Consider the following 24,311-nt stretch of genomic DNA (forward strand, 5'->3'; position numbering starts at 1 on the left):
TTTAGAACTCCCCAACCGATGATATGAGTAAACGTCAAAAAATTGCTGCTCATAATCGAGATGAATTACTCAATGCAGCCGAAGAATGTTTTCGTATTCATGGCATTAATGTCCCCTTACAAGTTGTGATTGACCATGCTGATGTAGGCAGAGCAACGTTCTACCGTAACTTTTGCGACCGCAAAGCTTTAATTAGTGCGCTTTTAGAACGTGCGATTACACAGCTAGAGCAAAAAGCTGCTCATTTTCAACAATTCGAGGATGGTTTATTTCGTTTGATTGAGGGACATATTGCACAACTTCCTAAACTTGCAATTTTGCAAGATTTTTGGAGAGTAATTGATCGACAAGATCCAATTATGTTAAAAATTTATGAACGGCGAAATAATGCACTTAACCCACTGATTGAAAATGCGATAGAACAAAAACTGTGCCGAGCTGATTTCACTGCCAATGACTATGCAATGGTCACTGCAATGTTAGGTTCTTCATTTCAAGGACATGAGCCAGAAGAACAGACTCGCTTAGCAAAACGAGCAATTGAATTACTATTTCATGGTATTCAAATACAAAAAATTCGAGGGATAGAATGAGTAAAACGCCTCGTTATTTGGAAACACCACCCGACTGGACGCCAGAAGAGCAACCGACTCTACCTGGTTCACCAGCAGCTATTGCTCACTCTGTACCTAAACGATTTATTTACTTTTTTATTGGTTTATTTATCGCTCTTTCGGCAAGCTTAAGTAATGGTTTTATTACGGCAAATTTACCTTTAATTCAAGGTGAGTATGGACTAACCCCTTCCGAAGCTGCTTGGCTACCTGCTGCATATGTCATGGCAAATGTCAGCTCAAACTTAATTTTATTTAAGGCCCGTCAACAGTATGGCTTGAGAGTATTTTCAGAAATAGGGCTAGTGATTTTTATTGCGGTTCTTGTTTTGCATATTTTTGTACATACCTATGAAATGGCCCTATTTGCGCGGGTTGTAGCTGGTTTAGCTGGTGCGCCATTAAGCTCACTAGGTATGTATTACACCATGCAAGCTTTTAAAAAAGCAGATATGGCAAAAGGAATATATATTGCGTTTGGTTTTCAGCAATTAGGTGTTCCCCTCGCCTGGATTATTTCTCCATTTCTTGTAAATACAGACAGTTGGTCTGTTCTATATACGTTTGAGCTCGGCTTAGCACTTTGTTGTTTAGCCATGGTTGTTTCATTGAAATTACCACGTAGCTTAAGAATTTATGTTTTTGAGAAGCAAGATTTCTTTACCTTTGCCTTATTGGCCCCAGGTTTTGCCTGTTTATGTATTGTGCTCACGCAAGGCCCAATTCTCTGGTGGTTTAATAGTGAATGGCTTGCTTACGTCTTAATTGCAGGTTTTAGCTTAGTTGTTTTGGGTTTGCTCTATGAGCACTATCGCGCCAATCCATTAATTATGACACGCTGGTTGGGTGCCGCTTCGACCCTACGCTTCATTTTTGGTGCCTTTGCCATTCGTCTTTTAATGTCAGAACAAAGCTATGCAGCTGTTAATTTCCTAAAAACTATGGGAATGGGGCCTGATCAGTTTGTTCCACTCTATGTTGTCATATTGGTGGGGATTTTAAGCGGAACACTATTTAGTGCTCTAACTTTCTCACGCGAACGAATTATCTTCCACTTACTTTTTGCAGAATTTTTAATTCTGGTCGCTTGTGGTCTAGATTATCACTTAACTAGTGATGTTCGACCTATGAACTTCTTTGCAAGTCAGTTCTTAGTCGGTTTCGCAGGGGGATTATTTATTGGGCCGTTACTGCTTATTGGCTTTGCACAAACTTTAGCAAAAGGTCCTTCCTATGTAGTGACTTTTATTGTCTTGTTCTCTGCAACCCAAACCTTCGGTGGTCTTGTCGGGTCTTCATTCTTCTCGACCTATCAACAACACCGCACTCAAAACTATCAAGTCGAGATCATAAAAGATTTAGAACAAGCCGACCCGTTGGTTGCTCAAAGGCTTTCTACCTATCAGCGTAGTGCAGCCATCACAACAAATGACCCAGCATTACAAACAGCTCAATCCATGCGTTCACTTAATCAAGTGGTCACTCGTGAAGCCCAAGTACGTGCCTACAATGATGTGATTGCATTAAACGGTATTTTTGCCGTCGCCTTACTCTTGTGGGGGGGATTTAATATTGCACGTAGTAAATATCTACAGCGTAGAGGAATTAGCCGTCCTTAATGGCTTTCGTTTTTGGTGAAATAGAAATTGAGATTAATATATGTCAGATGATCAAAATAAACCGGACCAAACGCCTGTTCAGGCACCTGCCAACGAGCCTGCACCTGCAAGTAAACTAATTCCCACAAAACGCTCAACTCTATTCTGGATGTTAGGTGTTCTTATTATCGGTATTTTAGTAATTTTATGGGCATGGAGAATCGGACCTTTCGCAACGAATGTTCAGCAAACTGACAATAGTTATGTTAAAGGTAAAACAACGATTTTATCGTCACAAATAAATGGCTACGTGAAAGATGTATTAGTTAAGGACTTTGACCACGTAAAAAAGGGCCAAGTGTTAATGCATATCGATGCAACTACTTACGACCAAAAAGTAGCTCAAGCAGCTTCTGGAGTTGAACAAGCTAAAAATACTTTAGCCAATCAAACTCAGTCTATTGCTCAAAAACAAGCTGATATTGTGGCTGCACAAGCAAAAGTTGAACAAGTTAAAGCTCAATATGAACTTTCTTTAGCACAGCTTAGACGCTATCAACAGTTAGGAAATAGTGGAGCAGCTTCTAAAGCTGAGCAAGATAAAGCCGCAGCAGATGCTGAAAATAACCTTGCAGCACTGAAGCAGGCAGAAGCCAATGTTCTAGTTGCCAAAGAAGCACTTAAAACAGCACAAGTGGCAGAAGCAGGTTTAGAAGCACAAGTTTCCAGTGCTAAAGCACAACTAGATCAGGCACAAACTACCAAAGACTATAGCGTTATTGTTGCTCCAATGGATGGGCAACTTGGCGAGGTGAACCCTCGTGTTGGGCAATACGTGGCAGCAGGGTCACAATTACTCTATCTGATTCCACAACAAACTTGGGTGATTGCCAACTTTAAAGAAACCCAAATTGCCAATATGCGAATTGGCCAGAAAGCATGGTTCACAGTCGATGCCATGAAACATAAAAAATTTACAGGACATGTTGAACAGATTTCGCCTGCTGCGGGTTCTGAGTTCAGTGTGTTAAAACCTGACAATGCAACAGGAAACTTTACCAAAGTGGTTCAAAGAATTGCCGTACGCATTACCATTGATCCAAATCAGGAAGGAATGGAACACTTACGCCCTGGCATGTCAGTAATTACTTCTGTCGATACAAATTCGTAAACAGCTTTTTAAAGCTCTATTTAAAAAGCTACAATGTGATCAATCATTATTTTTCTCAATTTCTAATGTTTGATCACATTGCCCAACCTGTTTCCTATCAGCACATTGAACTCCCCTCTTTAGTTCATCTCGACATTAAGCGTTTAGATTTAGTTCATCCTCAAATTTCGGGCAATAAGTTTTATAAATTAAAATACAATTTGCTTGCCGCAAAACAACAAGGTTTATCGAGCATTTTGACTTTTGGTGGCGCTTATTCCAACCATATTGCCGCGACTGCCTATGCCGCTCATCTTTTTGGCTTAAAAAGTATAGGAATTATTCGTGGTGAAGAGTTAGCTGACAAACCTCTGAATCCAACCCTAGCAAAAGCTCAAAGCTTAGGAATGCATCTACTTTTTGTCTCACGCAATGAATATCGCTTACGAGATGATGCAAACTATCTTCAACAATTAGATCATCAATTTCCTAAAACTTTCATTATTCCCGAAGGCGGAACCAATGAATTGGCTGTTCAAGGTTGTCAGGAAATTCTCAGCCAAAGCGATTTAAATCAATATGATGTGATTTGCTGTGCAGTTGGAACGGGTGGAACGATTTCGGGTCTTATTGAAAGGAGTTCAGCCGATCAGAAAGTCTTAGGATTTTCAGCATTAAAAGGCAACTTTCTACAACAAGATATTCAGCAATGGACCAAAAAACAGAATTGGTCGCTGACAGATTCATACTGCTGTGGCGGATATGCGAAAACTTCACCTGATTTATTGGCATTTATAGAAAATTTTGAAGAGCAACATACCGTACCACTTGAACCGATCTATACGGGAAAGATGATGTTCGGTCTGTTTGATCTTATAAAGAATAATTACTTTCCTGAAGGAACTCGCATTCTGGCAATTCATTCTGGTGGTTTACAGGCAGATATAAGAAATAAATCACATTAATAACTGACTATCTTTTAGGTCGTATTGTTCACTACCGTGGTAAATGTCTTTAGCATGACTAAGGCTCGGCATGGTAGTATATGCCCCTTTTTAAATTTTCACGATTAATCGAGAATCTCTTATGTCTAACAGTCATGTTGATGTCATTGTCTTAGGTGCAGGTGCTTCTGGACTCATGTTGGCTGCACATGCTGCTAAACGCGGACGCTCGGTTTTAATTTTAGAAAAAGCCAATAAAATTGGTAAAAAGATTTTAATGTCAGGTGGAGGTAAGTGTAACTTTACCAACCTATATATAGAGCCTGACAACTATATTTCTCATAATCCACACTTCGTCATTTCTGCTCTATCACGTTATAGCAACTGGGACTTTATTGGACTGGTATGTGATTATGGCATTGCCTATGAAGAACGAAAACACGGGCAATTATTCACGCTAAACGGCGCTAAAGAAATTTTAGAGATGCTAGTGAGTGAATGTGATAAAACTAATAACGTTAATATCCAAACTCAATGTGAAGCTGTACAAATTGATCCATTAGAAAAAGGCGGTTTTACTGTACACACAAATCAAGGCCGATTTAGCTGTGAGTCATTAGTGGTTGCTACAGGTGGTTTATCCATTCCAACTTTGGGTGGTTCTGGATTTGGCTATGAACTGGCACAAAAGTTTGGACATCAGGTTTTACCAACTCGTGCAGGGTTAGTCCCATTTACCTTTTCAGATCATATTAAAGAAGTCACTACACGCCTAAGTGGCAATGCTTTAGATGTGACTCTAAGTAACTCGAAAAATAGTTTTACTGAAGCATTATTGTTTACGCATCGCGGCTTGAGTGGACCAAGTTCCCTACAGCTTTCAAACTATTGGAATACTGGTGAAAGTTTTAAAATTAACTTTTTCCCAAGCCAAGATTTAGCAACTTATTTAAAAGATAAAAAGAAAGCACAACCTAAAGTTCTATTACGCACCCTTCTTAGTGAGTTTACTGCGAAAAGTATTATCCAAGAGCTACAACAACTTATATGGTCAGAGCAGAGCGAAACAGCGATTGGTAATATCAGTGATGTACAGCTAGATCATATTGCCGAACAGTTACACGGCTTTACTGTCAAACCATCAGGTACAGAAGGATATCGTACTGCCGAAGTTACTTTAGGTGGAATTGATACAACCGAAGTATCTTCCAAAACCATGGAAAGTAAAAAGCAAAAAGGATTGTTTTTTATTGGCGAAGTACTTGATGTAACTGGCCATTTAGGAGGCTATAACTTCCAATGGGCTTGGTCTTCCGCTTATGCAGCAGCACAATACGTTTAAATGATGAATAAGCTAATTTGACGCTTTCGAATCATTTGACGATTTTTCAGAATTACGCGTATGAGTTGTTGCCTGTTTTGATGAATTAGATTTGTTAAATACAAACTTATAAGCACTTGCTAAAAAACCTACGGTAATTCCCGCAATGACAATCGGTGCTAAAAAACGACCTGGTTTCTTCATCGTATTTTCCTCACTTATTTCTTTTTATAATGGCCCAAAAAAAGTTCGACCACTCAATATAGAGTGGTCGAACTTATCACAAAAATCAAAGATTTTTTGTACGGTTTATCTGAAAATTAGTTTTACTTACTAAATTTCGTCATTTTCTCCAGTAGATCCAAACGGCTTGTTTACTGGTGGTTCTGTTGGATTTACTTGTGCAGAATCAGCAGGTTTCGCATCAGATGAAACTGTTGACGGTGACGTTGTAGTCGTTGGTGCAACTGTAGATGTTGACGAACTAGTAGTCGCAGATGGACTAGCCGTAGTAGAAGGTGGTTGGTACAGAGGATTTGGTTCATTCGCTTCTTTTTTAGCTTTATCTAACAAATCACTCAACAGTCTTTCTGCTGGTTGGCGACCACCTAAACCAAATGCAAGAGCGAAAGCAACTGCAACTGCGCCTAGAGTCAAACCAAATGCAAGATTAACGATTGAATCTGCAATACCCATCGCTCTTAAACCAAGTGCAAGTACGAGACCAATAATTAACACACGAACTAAACTACCTAACCAACGCGAGCTATTATATTCGCCACGTTGAACCACGTTCGCCACAACATTGGCAAGCCAGAAACCAATAACCAAGATTACAGCGCCCAATAGAATGTTTGCACCGAAATGGATAAACATTGCGATTAGACCACTAATTTGATCGAAACCAAGACGATCCGCAGCTTCAGAAACTGCAAATAGCATAGTAAAGAATACAATTAGCCAGCCAACTGCATTAGAAACTTTAGTTTGACCTAAAAAGCGTTGTACATCTAACTTTGCAGGAATTTCATCAACACCTGTACCTGCAATTAATTCAGCAACTAAGCGGCCAACAAAACGAGAAACAATATAAGCAACCAGTAGAATTAAACCAGCAGCAATAATGTTTGGAATCGCCTGCAAGATTTCATTAAGCATTGCTGTTGCTGGCTGAGAAATTGTCTCAATGCCTAAAGCTTCAAACGCTACAATCAATGTTGTAATAATGATGATTGCGAAAACAAATGAACCTAAGAATTTGCCTACGTTAGAACTCTTAAAAAGACCAATTTTTTCAGCTTGAGCCTGAACACCTAAGCTATTTACTAAACCTTCAACAATACCGCGTACAATTTTTGCCAAGATATAACCAACAAAAACGATAACGCCAGCAATAAAGATATTAGGTAAGAAGGCTACTGCTTCATTTACCATATTCTGAACTGGAATCAGTAAGCCTGTTAATCCTAATATTGAAAGAACAATTGGAAGGAAAAGTAACAATACAAGCCAGTAAAGAATCTCACCGATATTTTGGCTAATTCCACCTACACCAACTTCTGTACTGAGCTTATCGTCAAGTTGGGTTCTGGATAAAACATTGGTAACCCCTGCTCGCACCAGTCGAGCAACGATCCAACCAATAAAACCCACCACCACAGCAGCAATAATATTTGGAATATAGACGAGTACCTGATTCACCATATTGCTGAACGGGCCACTTACTCCACTAATGTTAAGTACATTAAGAGCTGCGACAACCGCTAAGATTAAAATAAACCAGAATATGACTTTTGAAATCAGGCCTTCTATATTTGGGGCTCGACCAGTGGCTGAAGATAGTTTGGCATTGGTATTTACTTTTTGTAGAAGCTTTTTCACACCTGCCGCTACTAATAAAGCAATTATCCAACCCACTAATAAGATCACTATTGCAGCCAGAATTGGATGAAACTGATCCCAGTAATACATTGCATCAAATTGAGCGCCGCGAGGCCCATCAAAAAATTCATTCATATTGTTATGTCCTCAATTGTTCTGTTCTTTTCAGTGTTATCTCTAGGAAACACCATTCGTTGTAAAAAATGACGATGAATGCGGTCTATCTCACATTATGTTTTGAATATTTTCTAATCAACACACTTCTGCATAAATACAACAAATTGATGCAAAAGGTTGCAAAAAAGCCTTCAGGTCTTCACCTAAAGGCTTGATATCAAGATATACTGGTTAAATTATTACCTCGTTTTAACCTATATAGGTCTTTAAATTAGAGGCATTTGAAATGACATGTGGCACAGGCTCATGTTGCATAGCTCCTTCTTGTTTAGGCACGTTGCTATGATCAGCTATCATATAAACTACAAGGGCAAGAAGAAAAAGCCCAACAATAATTAAGATATAAACTGGCAATCTTCTTTTTTTCGCAGTTTCTTCAGGACTCGTCACATGAGGTGGTTTTGAAAAATCATGCATCTTCTTTCCCCTCTTCTATTATCATTAACTTATACTCATCATAGCAATTTGCTTTGTTGCATTGTGTGAAAAAGCATTATGCGAAGGTGTCTGTGATTGCAAAACTCTACTTTTAAAATAATAAAAATAGTATAAAATTTAGGCAAAAATATTTAGCCATTTAAAAATAATGACGAGTTATGCTCGAGCTTCTTTAATGTTCTATTTGTAATACAATATGTTTTAGCGCTTACTTTTTATAAAATAGGCTATAATAAGCCCCCTTGTTTTAAAGCTGCTCTATTTTATGATGTATCGTCAGCAAAACGTAACACTTGATCTCGACACTGACGTCACACATCAATGTTATATACATCAGACGAGAGACGAACATCTCATTGGTATTATTGAATTTAATAAGCCAAGTTATGAACTCAAATGGGGTGATTTAGAGTATTTTCGTCGTCGTACTGAAGAATTTTCCGTCATGCCATTTCCTGACTGCATTAATGCCATGATTGTTGATATTCGTAATATCAACATTTTTCTGGACAATGATGTTCCGATTTTACCTTGGCGCTTACTAGAAGAAGACTGTCCTGTTCGCTTAGTCGTTCCACAAGATCGTTTGGAACATTATGCAGGTCTTTTTGAACCAACTTGGCTTTCAACCGATGTAGATAGCGCAATTTCAGAAATTCGCGAATTTATGGATATGTTTGTCCACTAATAAACATATCCATAAAATTAATTTCAAAGTACTTTCAAAATAAGATTTATTACCAGTAATTTTCTACCGCAATATTTCCCTCACCTCGACGATTCATCGTTAATTTACGGCGTTTTAAAGCTTCTTTCGTGTCATCAACCATTTGCGGATTACCGCAAAGCATGACATGGCTTGTAGCAGGGTTCAGTTCTATACCAGCAAATTTTTCTAGTTCGCCGTTTTCAATCAGAATCGGTAAACGCTCATGTAGTGGTGCAGATGGATCACGCGTAATAATTGGAATAAATTTAAAACCGACGTGCCCTTCCCCAAAAGTTTCAGCAGCCTCTTGAATACGGTCGACATAAGCTAACTCAACTGCGGTACGGACACTGTAGACCAAATTAATTTTTTGATATTTAGACCATGTATCGAAGTCTTGTAGCATCGATAAAAATGGAGCCAAGCCAGTACCCGTTGCCAATAACCATAAATCATGGGGTAAAGGTTGTTGATAGCGAGCTAAAGTCAAATAACCATAAGGTATTTTTTCTAAATACAGCTCATCACCTACCTTTAAATGTTGAAGATTTGACGTAAATGCACCGTCTGGTACCACAATCGAAAAAAACTCAAGCGTTTCATCAAATGGTGATGAGACTACCGAATAAGCACGAACAACGAGTTCCTCTCCAACTTTTAGCCCAATACGTGCGAATTGCCCAGCAGTAAATTTAAAATGTGCAGGGCGAGTCATGGTGAAACTAAAAAGAGTTGGAGTCCAGCGGTGTACAGATAAAACTTTTTCTACGCTAAATTTTTCAATTGACATGATTTCAACGTGGCATGAAATAGTGCGCTCATGTTAGCATGACAGCCGAAATAATGAATACTTTTAAACGTTAAGGCTTTTTAAACATGCGCATGACATTACGCCAGTTGGCTGTTTTTGTAGCAGTCGCTCAAGAAGGAACTGTCACCAAAGCCAGCGATGCGGTCAGACTGACGCAAAGTGCAGCAAGTATGGCTTTAGCTGATTTAGAGGATGGCCTTGGTGCTCCTCTCTTTGATCGTTTAGGTAAACGATTACAACTTAATGATTTAGGTCGTTTTCTATTGCCACAAGCCTTAGAGATATTAGGTCGCTGTGAAGCTTTTGAGCAAGCTGCAAAAGGTGAATTGCAAAGTATTGATTTACGTATTGGGGCCACTTTAACGATTAGTGATTACCTCATGCCAGATTTAATGGCAAACTTTTTACAGCATCATCCTAAAGCACATTTGCAATTACAAGTGGGCAATACACGCCAAATGATTGAAGCAGTCAATCAATTCCAACTTGATTTAGCTTTAATTGAGGGATCATGTCATTTACCTCAACTCCAATGTATTCATTGGCGTGATGATGAGCTTGCAGTTTGCTGTGCCCCAAATCACCCGTTAGCACGTTTAAATAGACCTCTAACAGCGCATGATTTTCTTCAAGTCGAATGGATTTTACGTGAAGAAGGCTCAGGGACTCGTGAAGTATTTGATAATGCGATATTGCAAGATCTGCCAGACGCGAATATTCGCTTAACCCTAGGTCACAATGAAGCAATTTTAAAAATCGTTGCTGGTGGTTTAGGTATGTCATGTATTTCTAAACTTGCCATTGAACCTTTAATTGAAAAGGAACAATTAGTAATTTTAGATACACCATTCTGGCAGCTTACGCGTCCGCTTTATATGCTGGTACACCGTCAGAAGTATCAAGGTCCAGGCCTCAAAGCATTCTTACAATTCTGTGAAGATCAGGTTTAAAACCTGATTTTCTAATGCCATCGTGAGTCATTTTCACACGGCTCACCGTCATGATTACCATCCATTTTAGTGTTCGGGCAATTTCTTACAAACCAACGTGCCTCTTCTAAAGAATGCATTTGCGTACAATACTCACGCCCATCACAATGAAAAGATGTTGTTTTATCATTTACTCGTTCTGGGGCTGTTTGAGAAGCAACTGTTTGAGGAGTAAATGCTAAAGCCTTTTTCGTTTTCTCAGAAAGTTGAATATCTGGCAATTTACCCAAAGCTGCGCGCTGTTCCTTAATAATCTGCTTCTGTTGCTGTATTAATAATTGCACCTTTTCATGTGATGCACGCTGCTGAGCCTGTTGACGATAGTGCAATACTATAAAAGTCACACACGCAACAATAACCAAGATGCCAACAATAAATATACTGATGTACTCACGTGAACTCAGCTTGAATTTACTGCGTTTAATTTTTCCCCTTTGAACCATATTTCCCCATTCTTGATCTTATTATTCATTTTTAAGAAAATTAAGGGAAATTAATATCTCCCTTAATTCTAAATCACTTAATCTTTCTGAACGCATCAAAACACTTGTCTGATACATACATTACTTAAGTGTTTTTAATGTATTACATTTAGTTCATTATTAACGTCGAAAATTTGACAACAACTCTGTTGTAATCGCTTTATTGTGATCCGCAATTTTATTTTTCTTGGTTTTCGCAGGATTCGGGTCAACACGCTCAATTTTGATCGCTTTAAATTTACCCTGATTATCTGCGGCAAGAAATCTCACTTTTTCATTTCTTTTCGGTTCGCCCTCTGACGCAGGGAAATCAGAAATATGAAAGAAAATATCTCCTTCAGTGGTCTCAATAAAACCAAACCCTTTATCAGCGTTATATTGTTTTACCCTTCCAGTATAAAACTCTTGCTTCATGATCTTTCCCCTACTTTTCCAATCCAGTCGTTGCAATAAATAAAAAAGAGACTCACGATCCCGTTTTTAAAATTATACGGTTGAATGAAGTCTCTTTTTAATGCTATTTCAAAAAATTAATCTTTTTGTACACTACCAAAAATTTTATCGCCAGCATCACCCAAGCCAGGAACAATATAACCTTGTTCATTTAAACCATTATCAATAGATGCCGTATAAATTTGTACATCTGGATGAGCTGCTTCAACTTTAGCAACACCTTCAGGAGCAGCAACCAACACCATAACACGGATATCTTTACAACCACTTGCCTTTAACACATCAATAGCAGCAACTAACGAATTACCGGTTGCTAGCATTGGGTCAATAATCATCGCAAGACGATTAGCCACATCTGGAACTAATTTTTTATAATACGTGCGAACTTCTAATGTTTCTTCATTACGCTCAAGACCTAAAACACTCACTTTGGCGCTTGGAATTAGATTAAGTACGCCATCCAACATACCAATTCCGGCACGTAAAATCGGTACAATCGTTATTTTTTTACCAGCAATACGCTGAGTAGTAACAGTTCCAGCCCATCCATCAATTTCACAATCCACAACTGGTAAATCTTTTGTTGCTTCATAAGTCAACAACATAGTCACTTCCTGAGCAAGCTCACGGAAATTCTTAGTACTGATGTCAGCACGGCGTAACAAGCCTAATTTATGACGAATAAGTGGGTGACGAATTTCTTGAATGGCCACAGATGTTACCTAAAAATATAAAAACGTATTTATTATAATCTTTTTTTAACGCTCAATAAAAAAAAGCCTCCAGATTTGGAGGCTTTTTTGTACACCAGAATTACTGTTGTGAAAGCATGAAATGTAATGGAGATAAAATTTCTGCTTTTAATGCCAAATTAATCATTGGATCTGGGTAAACACCCAAAATAATAACTAATGCAGCAGCAGCTAATACCATTAAACCACCCACTTTTTGTCCCCAATGAGCATCTGCATCAATACGAGGAGTTTCCGGTGGTGTCATGTACATTACAACCATCACACGTAAGTAATAGTACAAACCGATACCACTACCCACAATAATCATTGCAGCTAAGAACCAGTGTTGAGTTGTTACAGCAGCCATTACCACCAAGAACTTACCAATGAAGCCTGCTGTTAATGGAATACCAGCCAAAGACAACATCATGACTGTTAAAGTTGCTGTAAGTACTGGACGACGCCAGAATAAACCACGGTAGTCTGCAAGGCTTTGTGCTTCATCTACGTTGTTATATGGGCTAGACATTAACGCTACTGCACCAAAGGCACCAATAGTTGTTAATACATAAGACACCACATATACAGTTACGCTACCCAGGCTCGCATAAGTCATGCTAATTAAAGCAATTAACAAATAACCAAAGTGAGCAATAGATGAATAACCAAGAATACGTTTTAAGTTAACTTGACGAACAGCGAGTAAGTTACCAACTAAAATCGACAATACAGCAATGATCGTCAAAATAGTTACTAACGAGTTCACCATCATTGCGCCTGAAGCAAGCATATAGCGCACGAACAAACCAATTGTTGCAACTTTAGCAGCAGTCGCTAAGAAAGTTGCCATTGGTGCTGGTGCACCTGCATATACATCCGGTGTCCATTTATGGAACGGCGCAAGCGACAATTTAAATGCAACAGCAAAGATAATAAGTGCTAAACCTAATAACACCATTGGCTGTTTGATTGCTTCAAATAATGCTTGTACAGAATCATAGAATGAAAGCGAACCTGTATATGCATAGATATATGCCATACCCATCAACAACATTGCAGAAGCTGTCGCTGAAAGTACAAGGTATTTAATACCCGCTTCAAGTGAGTTACTACGTTGATAAGTATAAGCAAGTAAGCCATATACAGGAATCGACATTAACTCAAGGCTAATGAAGAACGATGCATAGTGAGAGCTTGCAACCATCAACATTGCACCTGCTACTGAAGCAAGTAACAAAAGATATAACTCTTCGCGGTTGTCTTTATAAGTTTCGATGTAAGCATGAGACAAAGTACAACATGCCAATGCCGCAATCAAAATCATAAATTGATAGAACATGGTAAATGGATCAACCATAAACATGCCCATCACATTTGCCGGTACAAACTTACCGCCAAATACTGCAAATAAAATGTAAAGTGCAGCAAGGTTTAAACCGACAACAGAAGCTGTTGCGATTAAATTATGATTACGCTTAATTGAAATTAACAGCATAACGACGATTGTTGTCAAAGCAACAATCATCACCGGAGCTAAAGGCATAAGCGTAGAAAATGATACTGTGAAGTTCATGATTATTGGATCTCCACATGGTCAAGTTGAGTAGCTGTTTGCTGAACAGTTTCAACGACTTCTTGTACTGGCACATAACTATTGACCAACCACTGCATGCTTGAATGAGATACATCCAAGAATGTTTGTGGGTAGATACCAAGCCAAACGAGACCAATCGCACAAATCATCAAAATACCAACTTCACGAGCAGATAAGTCTTTCAATGGACTAGTGTAATGTTGCTTTTGTTCAGGATTTGGTTCACCAAATAAAGCACGGTGAATCAAGATCAAGCCATATAAACCTGCAAATACAAGGCTGATAGAAGCAAGAATCGTGAAGACAGGATATTTATTAAATGAACCCATCAAAATCAGGAATTCACCAATAAAGTTACCTAAACCTGGTACACCTACAAGAGCAGCAACGAAGAACATCAAGAAAAATGGCAAGTACTGAAGCTGGCCACGAAGACCACCCATTAAACGTAAATCACGTGTATGTAAACGTTCGTAGATTTGACCAGACATAATGAACAATGCAGCTGATGACAAACCATGTGCCAACATCATGATCATTAGACCTTGGAAGGTCAAAATATTACCTGCATAAATTGCAAGTAAGATAAAGCCCATGTGTGAAATCGACGTATACGCAAGTAAACGTTTCATGTCAGTTTGCTGGTAAGCACACCATGCGCCGTAGAAAATACCAATCAAACCGAAAATAATCGCAATGTCTGCAAACTGTGCAGAAGCTGTCGGGAAGAATGGAATAACAAAACGAAGCAAGCCATACGCAGCTGTTTTAATCAAGATACCCGCTAAGTCTACAGAACCCGCTGTAGGTGCTTGAGCATGCGCATCTGGTAACCAACCGTGTAATGGGAATACTGGTAACTTCACCGCAAAACCGATGAAGAAACAGATCATGAAACCGTACGCTAAGCCTGCAGGTAAGTGGTTAGCTACAGCTAATAAATAGTTGTAATCAAAACCGATCATGCCTGTCATCATGTAGCCATAAACTACAAGACCTAGGATACCGATTAACATCACTAGACCAGCAATCTGCGTGTAAAGGAAGAACTTAGTTGCAGCGTAAACACGTGAACGACCATTTGAACCTTTATGACCCCATAACGCAATCAAGAAGTAGATTGGTACAAGCATCATCTCCCAGAAGAAGAAGAACAAGAACAAGTCAATCGCTAAGAATACACCGATAACGCCACCTAAACTCCATAATAGGTTTAAGTGGAAGAAACCAACGTTCTTTTGAATCTCGCCCCATGAACAACCAACAGCAAGTACACCAAGTAACGCTGTTAATAACACCATGAGTAAAGATAAGCCATCCACAGCTAAGTGAATGCCAATACCGAGTGATTGAATCCACGGTAAATAGAACTCAGCAGACCAAGTTGGGATTTTAGAACCCAACTCGTAGCTATAAGTTCCACTTTGCCAAAGTGCAAGACCTAAGCCCAAAGTAATGAGCATACCAATTAAGGCAATCCAGCGTGGCAAAGTTTTGTCGAGCTTATCGACTAACCAACAAATAAAACCGGCAATGAACGGAACAAGGATCAGCGCGGGTAAAATTAAATTGTTTTCCATTTTATTTCCCCACTACCTGAATAACGATCAAGATCATCAATAACACCACTACACCGAGTGACATGCTTGACGCGTATTCACGCAATGAACCTGTTTGACGTGAGCTTGTAAAACTATTTCCGCCTTTCACGAGTGCAGGAAGAACTAACCACAAACCGTCAATCGGATCACGGCCAAAGATTTTGGCGAAGAATAAATAAGGTTTAACAAAAACGATGTCATACAATGCATCAAAACCAAACGCAGTACGGCAAATATGTGCCAAACCTGAACCCAAACTTGTTTGAGCGAATGATTTCACTGCACCATAAGCAAATGTAAATAATGCTATACCAACAACAAGACCAACTAGTGCAATACCTACTGCTAAGTGCTCTGCCCCATGCATGCCTTCTACAAATTGTTCAGCAACATGGAATTCAGGGATTTTTGCAGTATTCAGAATACCTGCTACCGGTGCTTTTAATACCGCACCAACAAAAGTAGACAATACAGCTAAAATACCCAATGGAGCCCAGTAAGTTGCACCTTTAATTTCATGGTAAGGCGTGTTTTCTTGACCAAAAAATACAACCCAGATTAAACGGAATGTATAAATTGAAGTCAGGAATGCACCTGCTACACCCACCCAATATAAGGTATGGTATAAAGCAACTGATTGACCTTGTACCCAAACTTCACCAAGAATCGCATCTTTAGAGAAGAAGCCAATAGTCAAGAATGGAATCGCTGCTAATGCACCGCCACCAATCGCGAAACAAGCAAACAGGAATTTGTTACGTTTGAACAAACCACCCATTTTGAAAATGTTTTGCTCGTGGTGATAAGCCAGAATAACCGCACCAGAAGACAAGAATAATAATGCCTTAAAGAATGCGTGAGCCAACATGTGGAATAAGCCAGCTTGATAAGCTTCCGCACCTACAGCCATAAACATATAGCCAAGCTGACTCATTGTTGAGTAAGCTAAGATACGTTTGATGTCTGTTTGTACAAGTGCAGCAAAACCTGCAACTAACAAAGTTACCGCACCAGTTACTGAAATGAATTGCATCACTTCAGGAGCAAGTTCAAATACGCTGAATAGACGGCAGCATAAGTACACACCAGCCGTTACCATTGTTGCAGCATGGATTAATGCAGAAACAGGTGTTGGACCTGCCATCGCATCTGCCAACCATGTTTGCAATGGAATTTGAGCAGACTTACCAGCAGCACCCAAGAACAACATTAATGCAGTCCAAATTGTAAGTGACGAACTCTTCGTCATTACTTCAGCTGCGTGTTCAACGATGTATTGAGTATTCAGCGTACCAAATTGTTGGTAAAGCAAGAATAAAGCAATAAGCAAGAATACGTCACCAACGCGGGTCACTGTAAACGCTTTGATCGCTGCCCAACCATTTGCAGGGTTTGCATAATAGAAACCGATCAGCAAGTAAGAGCAAAGACCTACACCTTCCCAACCCAAGAATAACAACGCCAAGTTGTCACCCAATACAAGCACAAGCATGCTTGCAACAAACAGGTTGAAGTAAGAGAAGAAACGCGCATAGCCCTCTTCACCACGCATGTACCATGAAGCAAAGATGTGGATTAAGAAACCAACACCCGTGATCATGCCCATCATGAGTAAAGATAAGCCATCTAAATGTAAGCTAATGCCCGGCGCAAAACCGCCAACATTGAACCATGTCCACAAGTTTTGAACAAAAACTTGTTGACCACTCGTGGTAAATGCCATTCCAGCAATGAGTGCAAATAATGCAGATAAACCTACAGAACCCACGCCAATAACTGCTGCAACATTTTCAGAGAGTTTGTCTCGTCCTGCCGCCAATAAAATAAAACCGATTAGCGGAAATAATACTGTTAGATATAAATAACTCATCCGCGCATCTCACTAGCAGCATCCACATCCAAATGATGGAAGCGATGATAGAACTGAAGGACAATCGCAAGACCGATACATGCCTCTGCTGCTGCAAGGGTCAAAATCAAGATGAACATCACTTGTCCATCTGGTTGTGCCCATACGCTACCCGCAAGAACAAATGCCAATGCTGCAGCATTCATCATGATCTCAAGGCTCATTAACATAAATAATAGGTTGCGTCGCACCATTACACCGTAAAAACCGAGTGCAAAAAGGATGGTTGCAACAATCAAACCATGTTCTAAAGGAATCTGGCCCATTATTCTTTTTCCTCTTCTGCACCTGGTTCACGTTTACCTAAGTGGTATGCTGCAACAAGGGCTGCTAGCAATAACATCGCGGCAACTTCAACCAATAATAAATAGTGAGTAAAGAGTGCTTGACCAACTACTTTTGGTCCAATCACTTGTGCCCCAAGCGGTGCTGAAATAGTGGTGTATTCACCACCAAGCATCCAAACTAAAAGCAAGCCGAGCAAGAAACTCATGAGTGCTGGATATGCCCAAGCATCTGAAGAAAGCCATTTACGTTCTTGTTCAACGGTGTGTTGACCTAAGTTAAGCATCATCACTACGAAGACAAACAGAACCATAATTGCTCCGGCATAAACGATGATTTCAAGAGCACCTGCAAAAGGTGCCCCCACGATCATGAAAATACCAGCAACAGCAAGCAATGAAACAATTAGACTAAGTAGAGCGTGTACAGGGTTCGTGTTAGTCACTACACGAACCGTAGAAACAATGGCCACGAGTGCCATCAAATAAAACGGCCACATCATGGTAATAGACTCCGTACATCGATTGGTGCACTTTCTTTTTGTGCTTGACCTTTCTCTTTACCGCTAATTGCCATACCCGTTACACGGTAGAAGTTGTAGTCTGGGTATTTGCCTGGACCTGAAATGAGTAAGTTTTCTTTCTCATAAACAAGGTCTTGACGTACATATTCGCCTAACTCGAAGTCTGGTGTGAGCTGAATCGCAGTTGTTGGACAAGCTTCTTCACACATACCGCAGAAAATACAACGCGAGAAGTTGATACGGAAAAACTCCGGATACCAACGACCATCTTCTGTTTCTGCTTTTTGTAGTGAGATACAGCCAACCGGACATGCAACCGCACATAGGTTACATGCTACGCAACGCTCTTCCCCATCAGGGTCACGCGTTAATACAATACGACCACGAAAGCGTGGCGGCACAATCTGTTCAGCCGGAACTTCTGGATATAAAATCGTGTCACGTTTACGCGTTGCATGGCTAAACACCATGAGTAACGTACGTACAATTGATCCGAATCCAGCTAGAAATTTATACATTTTGTACTCCCTGCTGTCCTAGGCCTGATTCATCAGAATCACAGCACCAGTCACTAACAAATTGACCAACGCCAATGGCAAACAAATTTTCCAACCAAAGTTCATGACTTGGTCATAACGTGGACGCATTAAAGAACCACGTGCCAATACAAACATCATTACAAAGAATGCTGTTTTAATCACAAACCAGAATACTGGTGGAACAAATGGAATTTCTAAATTAAATGGCGCTAACCAGCCACCAAAGAATAAAGTCACGATCAATGCAGAGATCAGTACCACGTTGACATACTCAGCAACGAAGAACATCCCCCATTTCATACCACCATATTCAACATGGTAACCTTCTGCCAATTCTTGTTCTGCTTCTGGTTGGTCAAATGGATGACGGTGAGTTACCGCAACACCAGCAACCACAAAGATCAAGAAACCTAAGAATTGTGGAATAACGAACCAAATATCGCGTTGTGCTTCAACAATTTCACGAAGGTTAAATGAGCCTGCAATTGCAACTACACCCATCAATGAAATACCCAAGAATACTTCATAAGAAATGGTTTGAGCTGCTGAACGTAAACCACCAAGCAATGAGTATTTGTTATTTGAAGCCCAGCCACCAAATAATACTGCGTAAACCGCAATACCAGCCATTGCCATGAAGAACAACAAACCGATACTCATGTCGGCAACACCCAATGAAGGACTCACCGGGATCACCATGAACGAAAGAACCGCTGTTGCCATTGCAACAGCTGGTGCTAAACGGAATGTAAGTTTGTCAGCAAATTTTGGTGTCCAGTCTTCTTTGAACATGATCTTGAGCATGTCGGCAACGATCTGGAACATACCGCCAGGACCAACACGGTTTGGACCATAACGGTCTTGCCACCAAGCAAGTAAACGACGCTCAATAAAAGACATCAACGCAGCAACTAAAACCACAATAAGCAGAATTACGACTGCTTGAACGACAGCGTAAGCAATTGGCCAGTTCTCAGCCCAAAGTGGCGTTTGACGTATAATTTCTTGATTCATGAATTACACTCCTAAAGCCACTGAAACAGGCTCAGCTAGTGACACCATTGGTGCTAAACCAACTGGGTAACCAATATAACCTGTAGGTAAATATTCAATTACTTGTACCGGCAAGCTCACAGTCGTTTCGCCTGCTTTTACTGTAATGCGTTGACCTTCTTGAAGGTTCAAACGAGTTGCATCTTGTTCGCCCACTGCAAACACAGCTTCAGGAATACGAGTTTCCATTGCAGGTGTTTTAATCGTGAATTCACCAGAACCAAAAATATGATGCATTGGTACTAAGCGGAAACTTTCAGGGTTTGCAACTACTGGCACTGGAGCAACGTAGCTACGTGCAGGACGTTTTGCCAAGCGATCGAATAAACGAACACCAGAATCACCACCTTTTAAGTGACCACCGACTTCATCTTGGTATTTATTCCAAGATTGTGGGGAGTTCCAACCCGGAGCCCATGCAAATGGTACTAATGATGATGCTTTTTGCGGACCCACATAACCTTCCATTGAGAATGTTAATGCTGAATCTGGATCAGTAGGCTGTTTAGGTTCATGAACCGATAACGGCGCACGCATTGCTGTACGACCTGAATAACGACGTGGTTCACGCGCGATTTTCAAGCCATGTACACGGTAACCTGCATCAGGTGCAACGTCTTGGATAGCTTCAAGTACTGGTACATTTTTCACGATGCTTTCAATTACATCGTCAAGCAATGTCCAATCTACAGCCTTACCTTTAATGCCAGTTTCAATGGCATGTAACCAACGCCATGATTCTTTAATTGCATATTCAGGTTTGTAGTAGCTTGGATCGTAAACTTGATAGAAACGCTGTGCACGACCTTCTTGACTTACAACAGTACCATCACCCTCTGCAAAGCTTGCTGCTGAAAGAACGATATCAGCCTGTTTCACAGTTTCAGTTTCACTGTGATCAAGCACGATTACTGTTTCAGCTTTATCTAATGCAGCTTGTACTTGGGCAGCTGGTAAGCGACGGAACAAGTCATTTTCAACAATAACAAGTGTGTCGTAATCTTGAGCAAATGCTTGTTCAAGGCTTAAACCACCGAACAATGCTAAGCCCATAGAGTTCACTTCAGGAACTACAAGACTTAAACCAGCTTTAGAACCTAGGTTCTGAGTCAACTGTGCTGCAGCTTCCATAATAGAAGCATCTTGCAAGCTTGTACCCGCAATAATTAATGGTTTGTTTGCTGCTTTTAGAGTGTCAGCAATGGTTTGAGCAAATGCTTTTGCATCTTCATCTAAACCACTTACAACTTCACCATTCACTACTGCAGCAACTGCAAAGCCTAAACGTGCGATGTCATTTGGAGAAGCAACCACTTCACCAGTTGCAACGTCAGCAAGACGAGTTTGAGTTGCAGCTAAAATGTAAACTGGAGATTTTGCTTCTTGGCCAATACGTTGTACAGGCTCAGCTAACCAATCTGGTGTACGTGTTTTTGCAGCCATTTCACGTGCTTTGTTTTTCGCAGCTTGGCGAACAGACAATGCCATGCGAGGTGCAGTTTGAGTTAGGTCTTCACCTAAGATCAGAACAGCATCATAGCTTTCAATTTCACGCATATTCGGGTTGTAGATACCCTCGGTTTGCATGATAGATGCAGCAAGTTCAACAAGCTTTTGCTCTTTTTGTGCAATACCAGTTGAATAATTTGCCTGACCTACAAGCTCACGTAATGCATAGTTCGATTCCAAGCTTGCGCGAGGAGAACCAATACCCAAAACTTTCTTGCCTTGAAGCTTAGCAATCGCTTGATCGAGAGCTTGATCGACAGAAACAGTTGCAACAGTTTCACCATTACGGAACTGAGGCTGACGTGGACGGTCTGCACGGTTTACATAACCTGTGCCAAAACGACCTTTGTCACAAAGGAAATACTGGTTAACCGAACCATTAAAACGGTTTTCGACACGACGAATTTCACCATAGCGTTCACCCGGAGAAATGTTACAGCCTGAAGAGCAGCCTTGACACACGCTTGGTGCATACTGCATATCCCACTTACGGTTATAACGCTCTGAATGAGTCTTATCAGTGAATACACCTGTTGGACATACTTCAGTCAAGTTACCAGAGAATTCAGACTCTAAAGTACCTGATTCCGGACGACCAAAGTAAACACGAGATGCATTGGCATATACGCCAAAATCTGTACCGCCCGCATAGTCTTTGTAGTAACGAACACAACGGTAACAAGCAATACAGCGGTTCATTTCATGCGCAATGAATGAGCCAAGTTCTTGGTTGTAATGCGTACGTTTTGTAAAACGATAGCGACGACGGTCATGACCTGTCATTACAGTCATATCTTGTAAATGACAGTGACCACCCTCTTCACAAACTGGACAGTCGTGTGGGTGGTTGGTCATCAAAAATTCAACAATAGATGCACGGAAATCCGTTGCTTCTTTGTCTTCAATTGAGATATAGGTATTGTCAGATGCTGGTGTCATGCAAGACATGACTAAACGACCACGCGTATCTTCTGGATTCGCATATTGCGTAACAGCACATTGACGGCAAGAACCAACCGAACCTAAGGATGGATGCCAACAAAAATATGGGATGTCGATGCCCAGACTCAAACATGCTTGTAGCAAGTTTTCCGAGCCGTTGACTTCATACGATTTTCCATCGACATGAATTGTAGCCATAGTCGAATTCCTTAAGCTTGTTCTACGTTGCTGGTTTGCACGACAGGACGATTCGTCACTTTCGCTTCAAACTCACCACGGAAATGTTTGAGTGCGCCCATAAGCGGCTCCATCGCACCTGGTGCGTGGGCACAGAAAGTTTTACCGATCCATAATTTACGAGTTAGTTCTTGTAAATGGTCGATATCTTCTTTCTTACCTTCGCCTGATTCAAGTGCTTTAAGCGCTTTAACAGCCCATGGCAAACCATCACGACATGGTGTACAGAAACCACATGATTCACGCGCAAAGAACTCTTCTAAGTTACGAGTGAGCGATACCATACATTGAGTTTCATCTACCACCATTAACAAACATGTTCCCAAACGAGAACCTGCTTTCATAATCGTGTCTGCATCCATTGGTAAATCAATAGTATCTGCTGGTAAAAAGTCAGTTGAAGCACCACCCGGCAACCATGCTTTGAGCTTTAAGCCCTCACGCATACCACCGGCATGATCTTCAATCACTTCACGCGCAGTTGTACCAAATGGCAATTCCCAAAGACCCGGGAATTTAACTTTACCCGATGCACCATAAATTTTAGTGCCTGGATCTTTTGATTTACCAGCTGATAAACCGATATACCACTCTGGTCCACGAAGCATGATTGCTGGCAAGTTGTTATAAGTTTCAACGTTGTTCACAATCGTCGGACGGCCCCATGCTCCTGCAACTTGCGGGAACGGTGGCTTAGTACGTGGGTTAGCACGACGGCCTTCAAGCGAGTTAATCAATGCAGTTTCTTCACCACAGATATAACGCCCTGCACCCGTATGTACATGCAGATCAAAATTCCAGCCAGAACCTAAGATATTTTCGCCTAAATAACCTTTAGCACGAATCTGTTCTAACGCTTCATTTAGATATTGAGCAGCTTCGATGTATTCACCACGGATAAAGATATAACCTTGAGTTGCTTCTAAGGTATAACCCGCAATTAACATCCCTTCGATCAATTGATGTGGAAGTTTTTCCATCAACAAACGGTCTTTAAAGGTACCCGGTTCCATTTCGTCGGCATTACAAATCAAATAACGTGGACCACCATCATTTGGTGCCATCAATGACCATTTAATACCTGCTGGGAAACCCGCACCACCACGACCTTTTACAGTTGCAGCTTTAATGACGTCTAACACTTCAGCAGGTTTCATGCCCAGTGCTTTTTTAAAGCCAGCATAACCTTCAAGTGCTTCGTAATCATCAGCACTACGTACCGCTTCTTGTTTACTTAAACGCCAAGTAAGCGGATGAGTTTCTGGATTACCGTCGCCATAAATTGGTTTTGGTTCAGTATTCATACATACTTCTCCAATAACTGTTTAATTGATGTCACTTCGACTAAACCGTGAGTATCTTCATCAATCATTAAAGTTGGGCCTTTGTCGCAGTTGCCTAGGCAGCAAATTGGAAGCAGTGTAAAACGACCATCTGGTGTCGTTTGACCATACTGAATTCCTAATTCACGCTGGAATGCTTCAGCAAGTGTTTCTGCACCCATTAAGAAGCAAGCAATTGAGTCGCAAAGCAAAATTACGTGACGACCTACCGGATGGCGATAGATACGGTTGTAAAATGTTGCAACACCTTCCAAATCAGCAACACTCATCGACAACAACTGTGCGATGGCATTCATTTGAGCGTCATCTACCCAACCATTACGGCGCTGTACACACTTCAATGCATCCAAAGAGGCTGCACGAGGGTATGGATAGTGACCAATGTGATGTTCGATTTCGTGAATTTCTTCCGCAGTCAAAATCCCTTCAACATTCACACGTGGTTTTTTATCAGTCAAAATCATCATTATGTGTT

The 24,311-nt window shown here is 40.5% G+C and carries 24 protein-coding genes; 7 read left to right on the plus strand and 17 right to left on the minus strand.

What is annotated here, in order from left to right:
- Nucleotides 1–23: 23 nt before the first annotated feature.
- From HJG58_RS07270 to HJG58_RS07290, 5 genes are all read left to right on the plus strand, one after another.
- Nucleotides 24–593: a TetR/AcrR family transcriptional regulator gene (locus HJG58_RS07270; RefSeq protein WP_170248405.1), complete on the plus strand. Its 570-nt coding sequence runs from the start codon at nt 24–26 to the stop codon at nt 591–593.
- Complete coding sequence (locus tag HJG58_RS07275; protein WP_170248406.1) at nt 590–2,233, plus strand: MFS transporter; 1,644 nt, start codon at nt 590–592, stop codon at nt 2,231–2,233. The genes HJG58_RS07270 and HJG58_RS07275 overlap by 4 nt, the downstream gene beginning before the upstream one ends.
- Nucleotides 2,234–2,273: 40 nt before the next feature.
- On the plus strand, nt 2,274–3,383 hold the full coding sequence (locus HJG58_RS07280; RefSeq protein ID WP_170248407.1) for an HlyD family secretion protein: 1,110 nt from the start codon (nt 2,274–2,276) through the stop codon (nt 3,381–3,383).
- A gap of 65 nt (nt 3,384–3,448) precedes the next feature.
- Complete coding sequence (locus HJG58_RS07285; RefSeq protein WP_170248408.1) at nt 3,449–4,327, plus strand: 1-aminocyclopropane-1-carboxylate deaminase/D-cysteine desulfhydrase; 879 nt, start codon at nt 3,449–3,451, stop codon at nt 4,325–4,327.
- 121 nt (nt 4,328–4,448) lie between these two features.
- The gene (locus HJG58_RS07290) at nt 4,449–5,648 is read left to right on the plus strand and encodes a BaiN/RdsA family NAD(P)/FAD-dependent oxidoreductase (protein ID WP_170248409.1); all 1,200 of its coding nucleotides are present in this window, start codon (nt 4,449–4,451) and stop codon (nt 5,646–5,648) included.
- Between the two features lie 12 nt (nt 5,649–5,660).
- Here HJG58_RS07290 and HJG58_RS07295 read toward each other — a convergent pair whose 3' ends face one another.
- The 3 genes from HJG58_RS07295 to HJG58_RS07305 form a co-directional block, all read right to left on the minus strand.
- Nucleotides 5,661–5,831: a hypothetical protein gene (locus HJG58_RS07295; RefSeq protein WP_002120038.1), complete on the minus strand. Its 171-nt coding sequence runs from the start codon at nt 5,829–5,831 to the stop codon at nt 5,661–5,663.
- Nucleotides 5,832–5,960: 129 nt separating this feature from the next.
- On the minus strand, nt 5,961–7,643 hold the full coding sequence (locus tag HJG58_RS07300) for a mechanosensitive ion channel (protein WP_170248410.1): 1,683 nt from the start codon (nt 7,641–7,643) through the stop codon (nt 5,961–5,963).
- Nucleotides 7,644–7,874: 231 nt separating this feature from the next.
- On the minus strand, nt 7,875–8,102 hold the full coding sequence (locus HJG58_RS07305) for a hypothetical protein (protein WP_170248411.1): 228 nt from the start codon (nt 8,100–8,102) through the stop codon (nt 7,875–7,877).
- 289 nt (nt 8,103–8,391) lie between these two features.
- Between HJG58_RS07305 and HJG58_RS07310 the strand changes: the two genes are divergently transcribed.
- Entirely contained in the window at nt 8,392–8,811 is a 420-nt protein-coding gene (locus HJG58_RS07310) for a hypothetical protein (RefSeq protein WP_014205905.1), read from the plus strand.
- 49 nt (nt 8,812–8,860) lie between these two features.
- Here the strand turns inward: HJG58_RS07310 and HJG58_RS07315 are convergent, their stop codons facing one another.
- Nucleotides 8,861–9,622 carry a ferredoxin--NADP reductase gene (locus tag HJG58_RS07315; RefSeq protein WP_170248412.1) on the minus strand — a complete coding sequence of 254 codons (762 nt, stop codon included), beginning with the start codon at nt 9,620–9,622 and terminating at the stop codon, nt 8,861–8,863.
- An 86-nt stretch (nt 9,623–9,708) separates the two neighbouring features.
- Between HJG58_RS07315 and gigC the strand changes: the two genes are divergently transcribed.
- Nucleotides 9,709–10,593 (plus strand): LysR family transcriptional regulator GigC, encoded by an 885-nt coding sequence (gene gigC / locus HJG58_RS07320; RefSeq protein ID WP_170248413.1) that lies wholly within the window; start codon nt 9,709–9,711, stop codon nt 10,591–10,593.
- 11 nt (nt 10,594–10,604) lie between these two features.
- Here gigC and HJG58_RS07325 read toward each other — a convergent pair whose 3' ends face one another.
- The 13 genes from HJG58_RS07325 to nuoE all read right to left on the minus strand — a co-directional run bounded on the left by HJG58_RS07325 (nt 10,605) and on the right by nuoE (nt 24,303).
- Nucleotides 10,605–11,075, minus strand: coding sequence for an excalibur calcium-binding domain-containing protein (locus HJG58_RS07325; RefSeq protein WP_171545251.1), 471 nt, complete (start codon nt 11,073–11,075; stop codon nt 10,605–10,607).
- 159 nt (nt 11,076–11,234) lie between these two features.
- Nucleotides 11,235–11,528: a cold shock domain-containing protein gene (locus HJG58_RS07330; protein WP_170248414.1), complete on the minus strand. Its 294-nt coding sequence runs from the start codon at nt 11,526–11,528 to the stop codon at nt 11,235–11,237.
- Nucleotides 11,529–11,644: 116 nt separating this feature from the next.
- Complete coding sequence (gene upp, locus HJG58_RS07335) at nt 11,645–12,280, minus strand: uracil phosphoribosyltransferase (protein ID WP_002120045.1); 636 nt, start codon at nt 12,278–12,280, stop codon at nt 11,645–11,647.
- A gap of 100 nt (nt 12,281–12,380) precedes the next feature.
- The gene (nuoN, locus tag HJG58_RS07340) at nt 12,381–13,874 is read right to left on the minus strand and encodes an NADH-quinone oxidoreductase subunit NuoN (RefSeq protein WP_002120035.1); all 1,494 of its coding nucleotides are present in this window, start codon (nt 13,872–13,874) and stop codon (nt 12,381–12,383) included.
- Nucleotides 13,875–13,876: 2 nt separating this feature from the next.
- Nucleotides 13,877–15,475, minus strand: coding sequence for an NADH-quinone oxidoreductase subunit M (nuoM, locus tag HJG58_RS07345; protein ID WP_002120006.1), 1,599 nt, complete (start codon nt 15,473–15,475; stop codon nt 13,877–13,879).
- A gap of 1 nt (nt 15,476) precedes the next feature.
- Nucleotides 15,477–17,366, minus strand: a complete 1,890-nt coding sequence (nuoL, locus tag HJG58_RS07350) for an NADH-quinone oxidoreductase subunit L (RefSeq protein ID WP_002120008.1) — start codon at nt 17,364–17,366, stop codon at nt 15,477–15,479.
- Nucleotides 17,363–17,671, minus strand: coding sequence for an NADH-quinone oxidoreductase subunit NuoK (gene nuoK, locus HJG58_RS07355; protein WP_000529822.1), 309 nt, complete (start codon nt 17,669–17,671; stop codon nt 17,363–17,365). The genes nuoL and nuoK overlap by 4 nt, the downstream gene beginning before the upstream one ends.
- Complete coding sequence (gene nuoJ / locus HJG58_RS07360; protein ID WP_014205902.1) at nt 17,671–18,189, minus strand: NADH-quinone oxidoreductase subunit J; 519 nt, start codon at nt 18,187–18,189, stop codon at nt 17,671–17,673. The genes nuoK and nuoJ overlap by 1 nt, the downstream gene beginning before the upstream one ends.
- Nucleotides 18,189–18,731, minus strand: coding sequence for an NADH-quinone oxidoreductase subunit NuoI (gene nuoI / locus HJG58_RS07365; RefSeq protein ID WP_170248415.1), 543 nt, complete (start codon nt 18,729–18,731; stop codon nt 18,189–18,191). The genes nuoJ and nuoI overlap by 1 nt, the downstream gene beginning before the upstream one ends.
- Before the next feature lie 18 nt (nt 18,732–18,749).
- Complete coding sequence (gene nuoH / locus HJG58_RS07370; RefSeq protein ID WP_170248416.1) at nt 18,750–19,766, minus strand: NADH-quinone oxidoreductase subunit NuoH; 1,017 nt, start codon at nt 19,764–19,766, stop codon at nt 18,750–18,752.
- A 3-nt stretch (nt 19,767–19,769) separates the two neighbouring features.
- Nucleotides 19,770–22,454, minus strand: a complete 2,685-nt coding sequence (gene nuoG / locus HJG58_RS07375) for an NADH-quinone oxidoreductase subunit NuoG (RefSeq protein ID WP_170248417.1) — start codon at nt 22,452–22,454, stop codon at nt 19,770–19,772.
- A gap of 11 nt (nt 22,455–22,465) precedes the next feature.
- Nucleotides 22,466–23,797, minus strand: coding sequence for an NADH-quinone oxidoreductase subunit NuoF (nuoF, locus tag HJG58_RS07380; RefSeq protein ID WP_170248418.1), 1,332 nt, complete (start codon nt 23,795–23,797; stop codon nt 22,466–22,468).
- Nucleotides 23,794–24,303, minus strand: a complete 510-nt coding sequence (gene nuoE / locus HJG58_RS07385; protein ID WP_002120040.1) for an NADH-quinone oxidoreductase subunit NuoE — start codon at nt 24,301–24,303, stop codon at nt 23,794–23,796. The genes nuoF and nuoE overlap by 4 nt, the downstream gene beginning before the upstream one ends.
- Between the last annotated feature and the right edge of the window lie 8 nt (nt 24,304–24,311).

Source organism: Acinetobacter geminorum, assembly GCF_013009345.1.
Lineage (GTDB): Bacteria > Pseudomonadota > Gammaproteobacteria > Pseudomonadales > Moraxellaceae > Acinetobacter > Acinetobacter geminorum.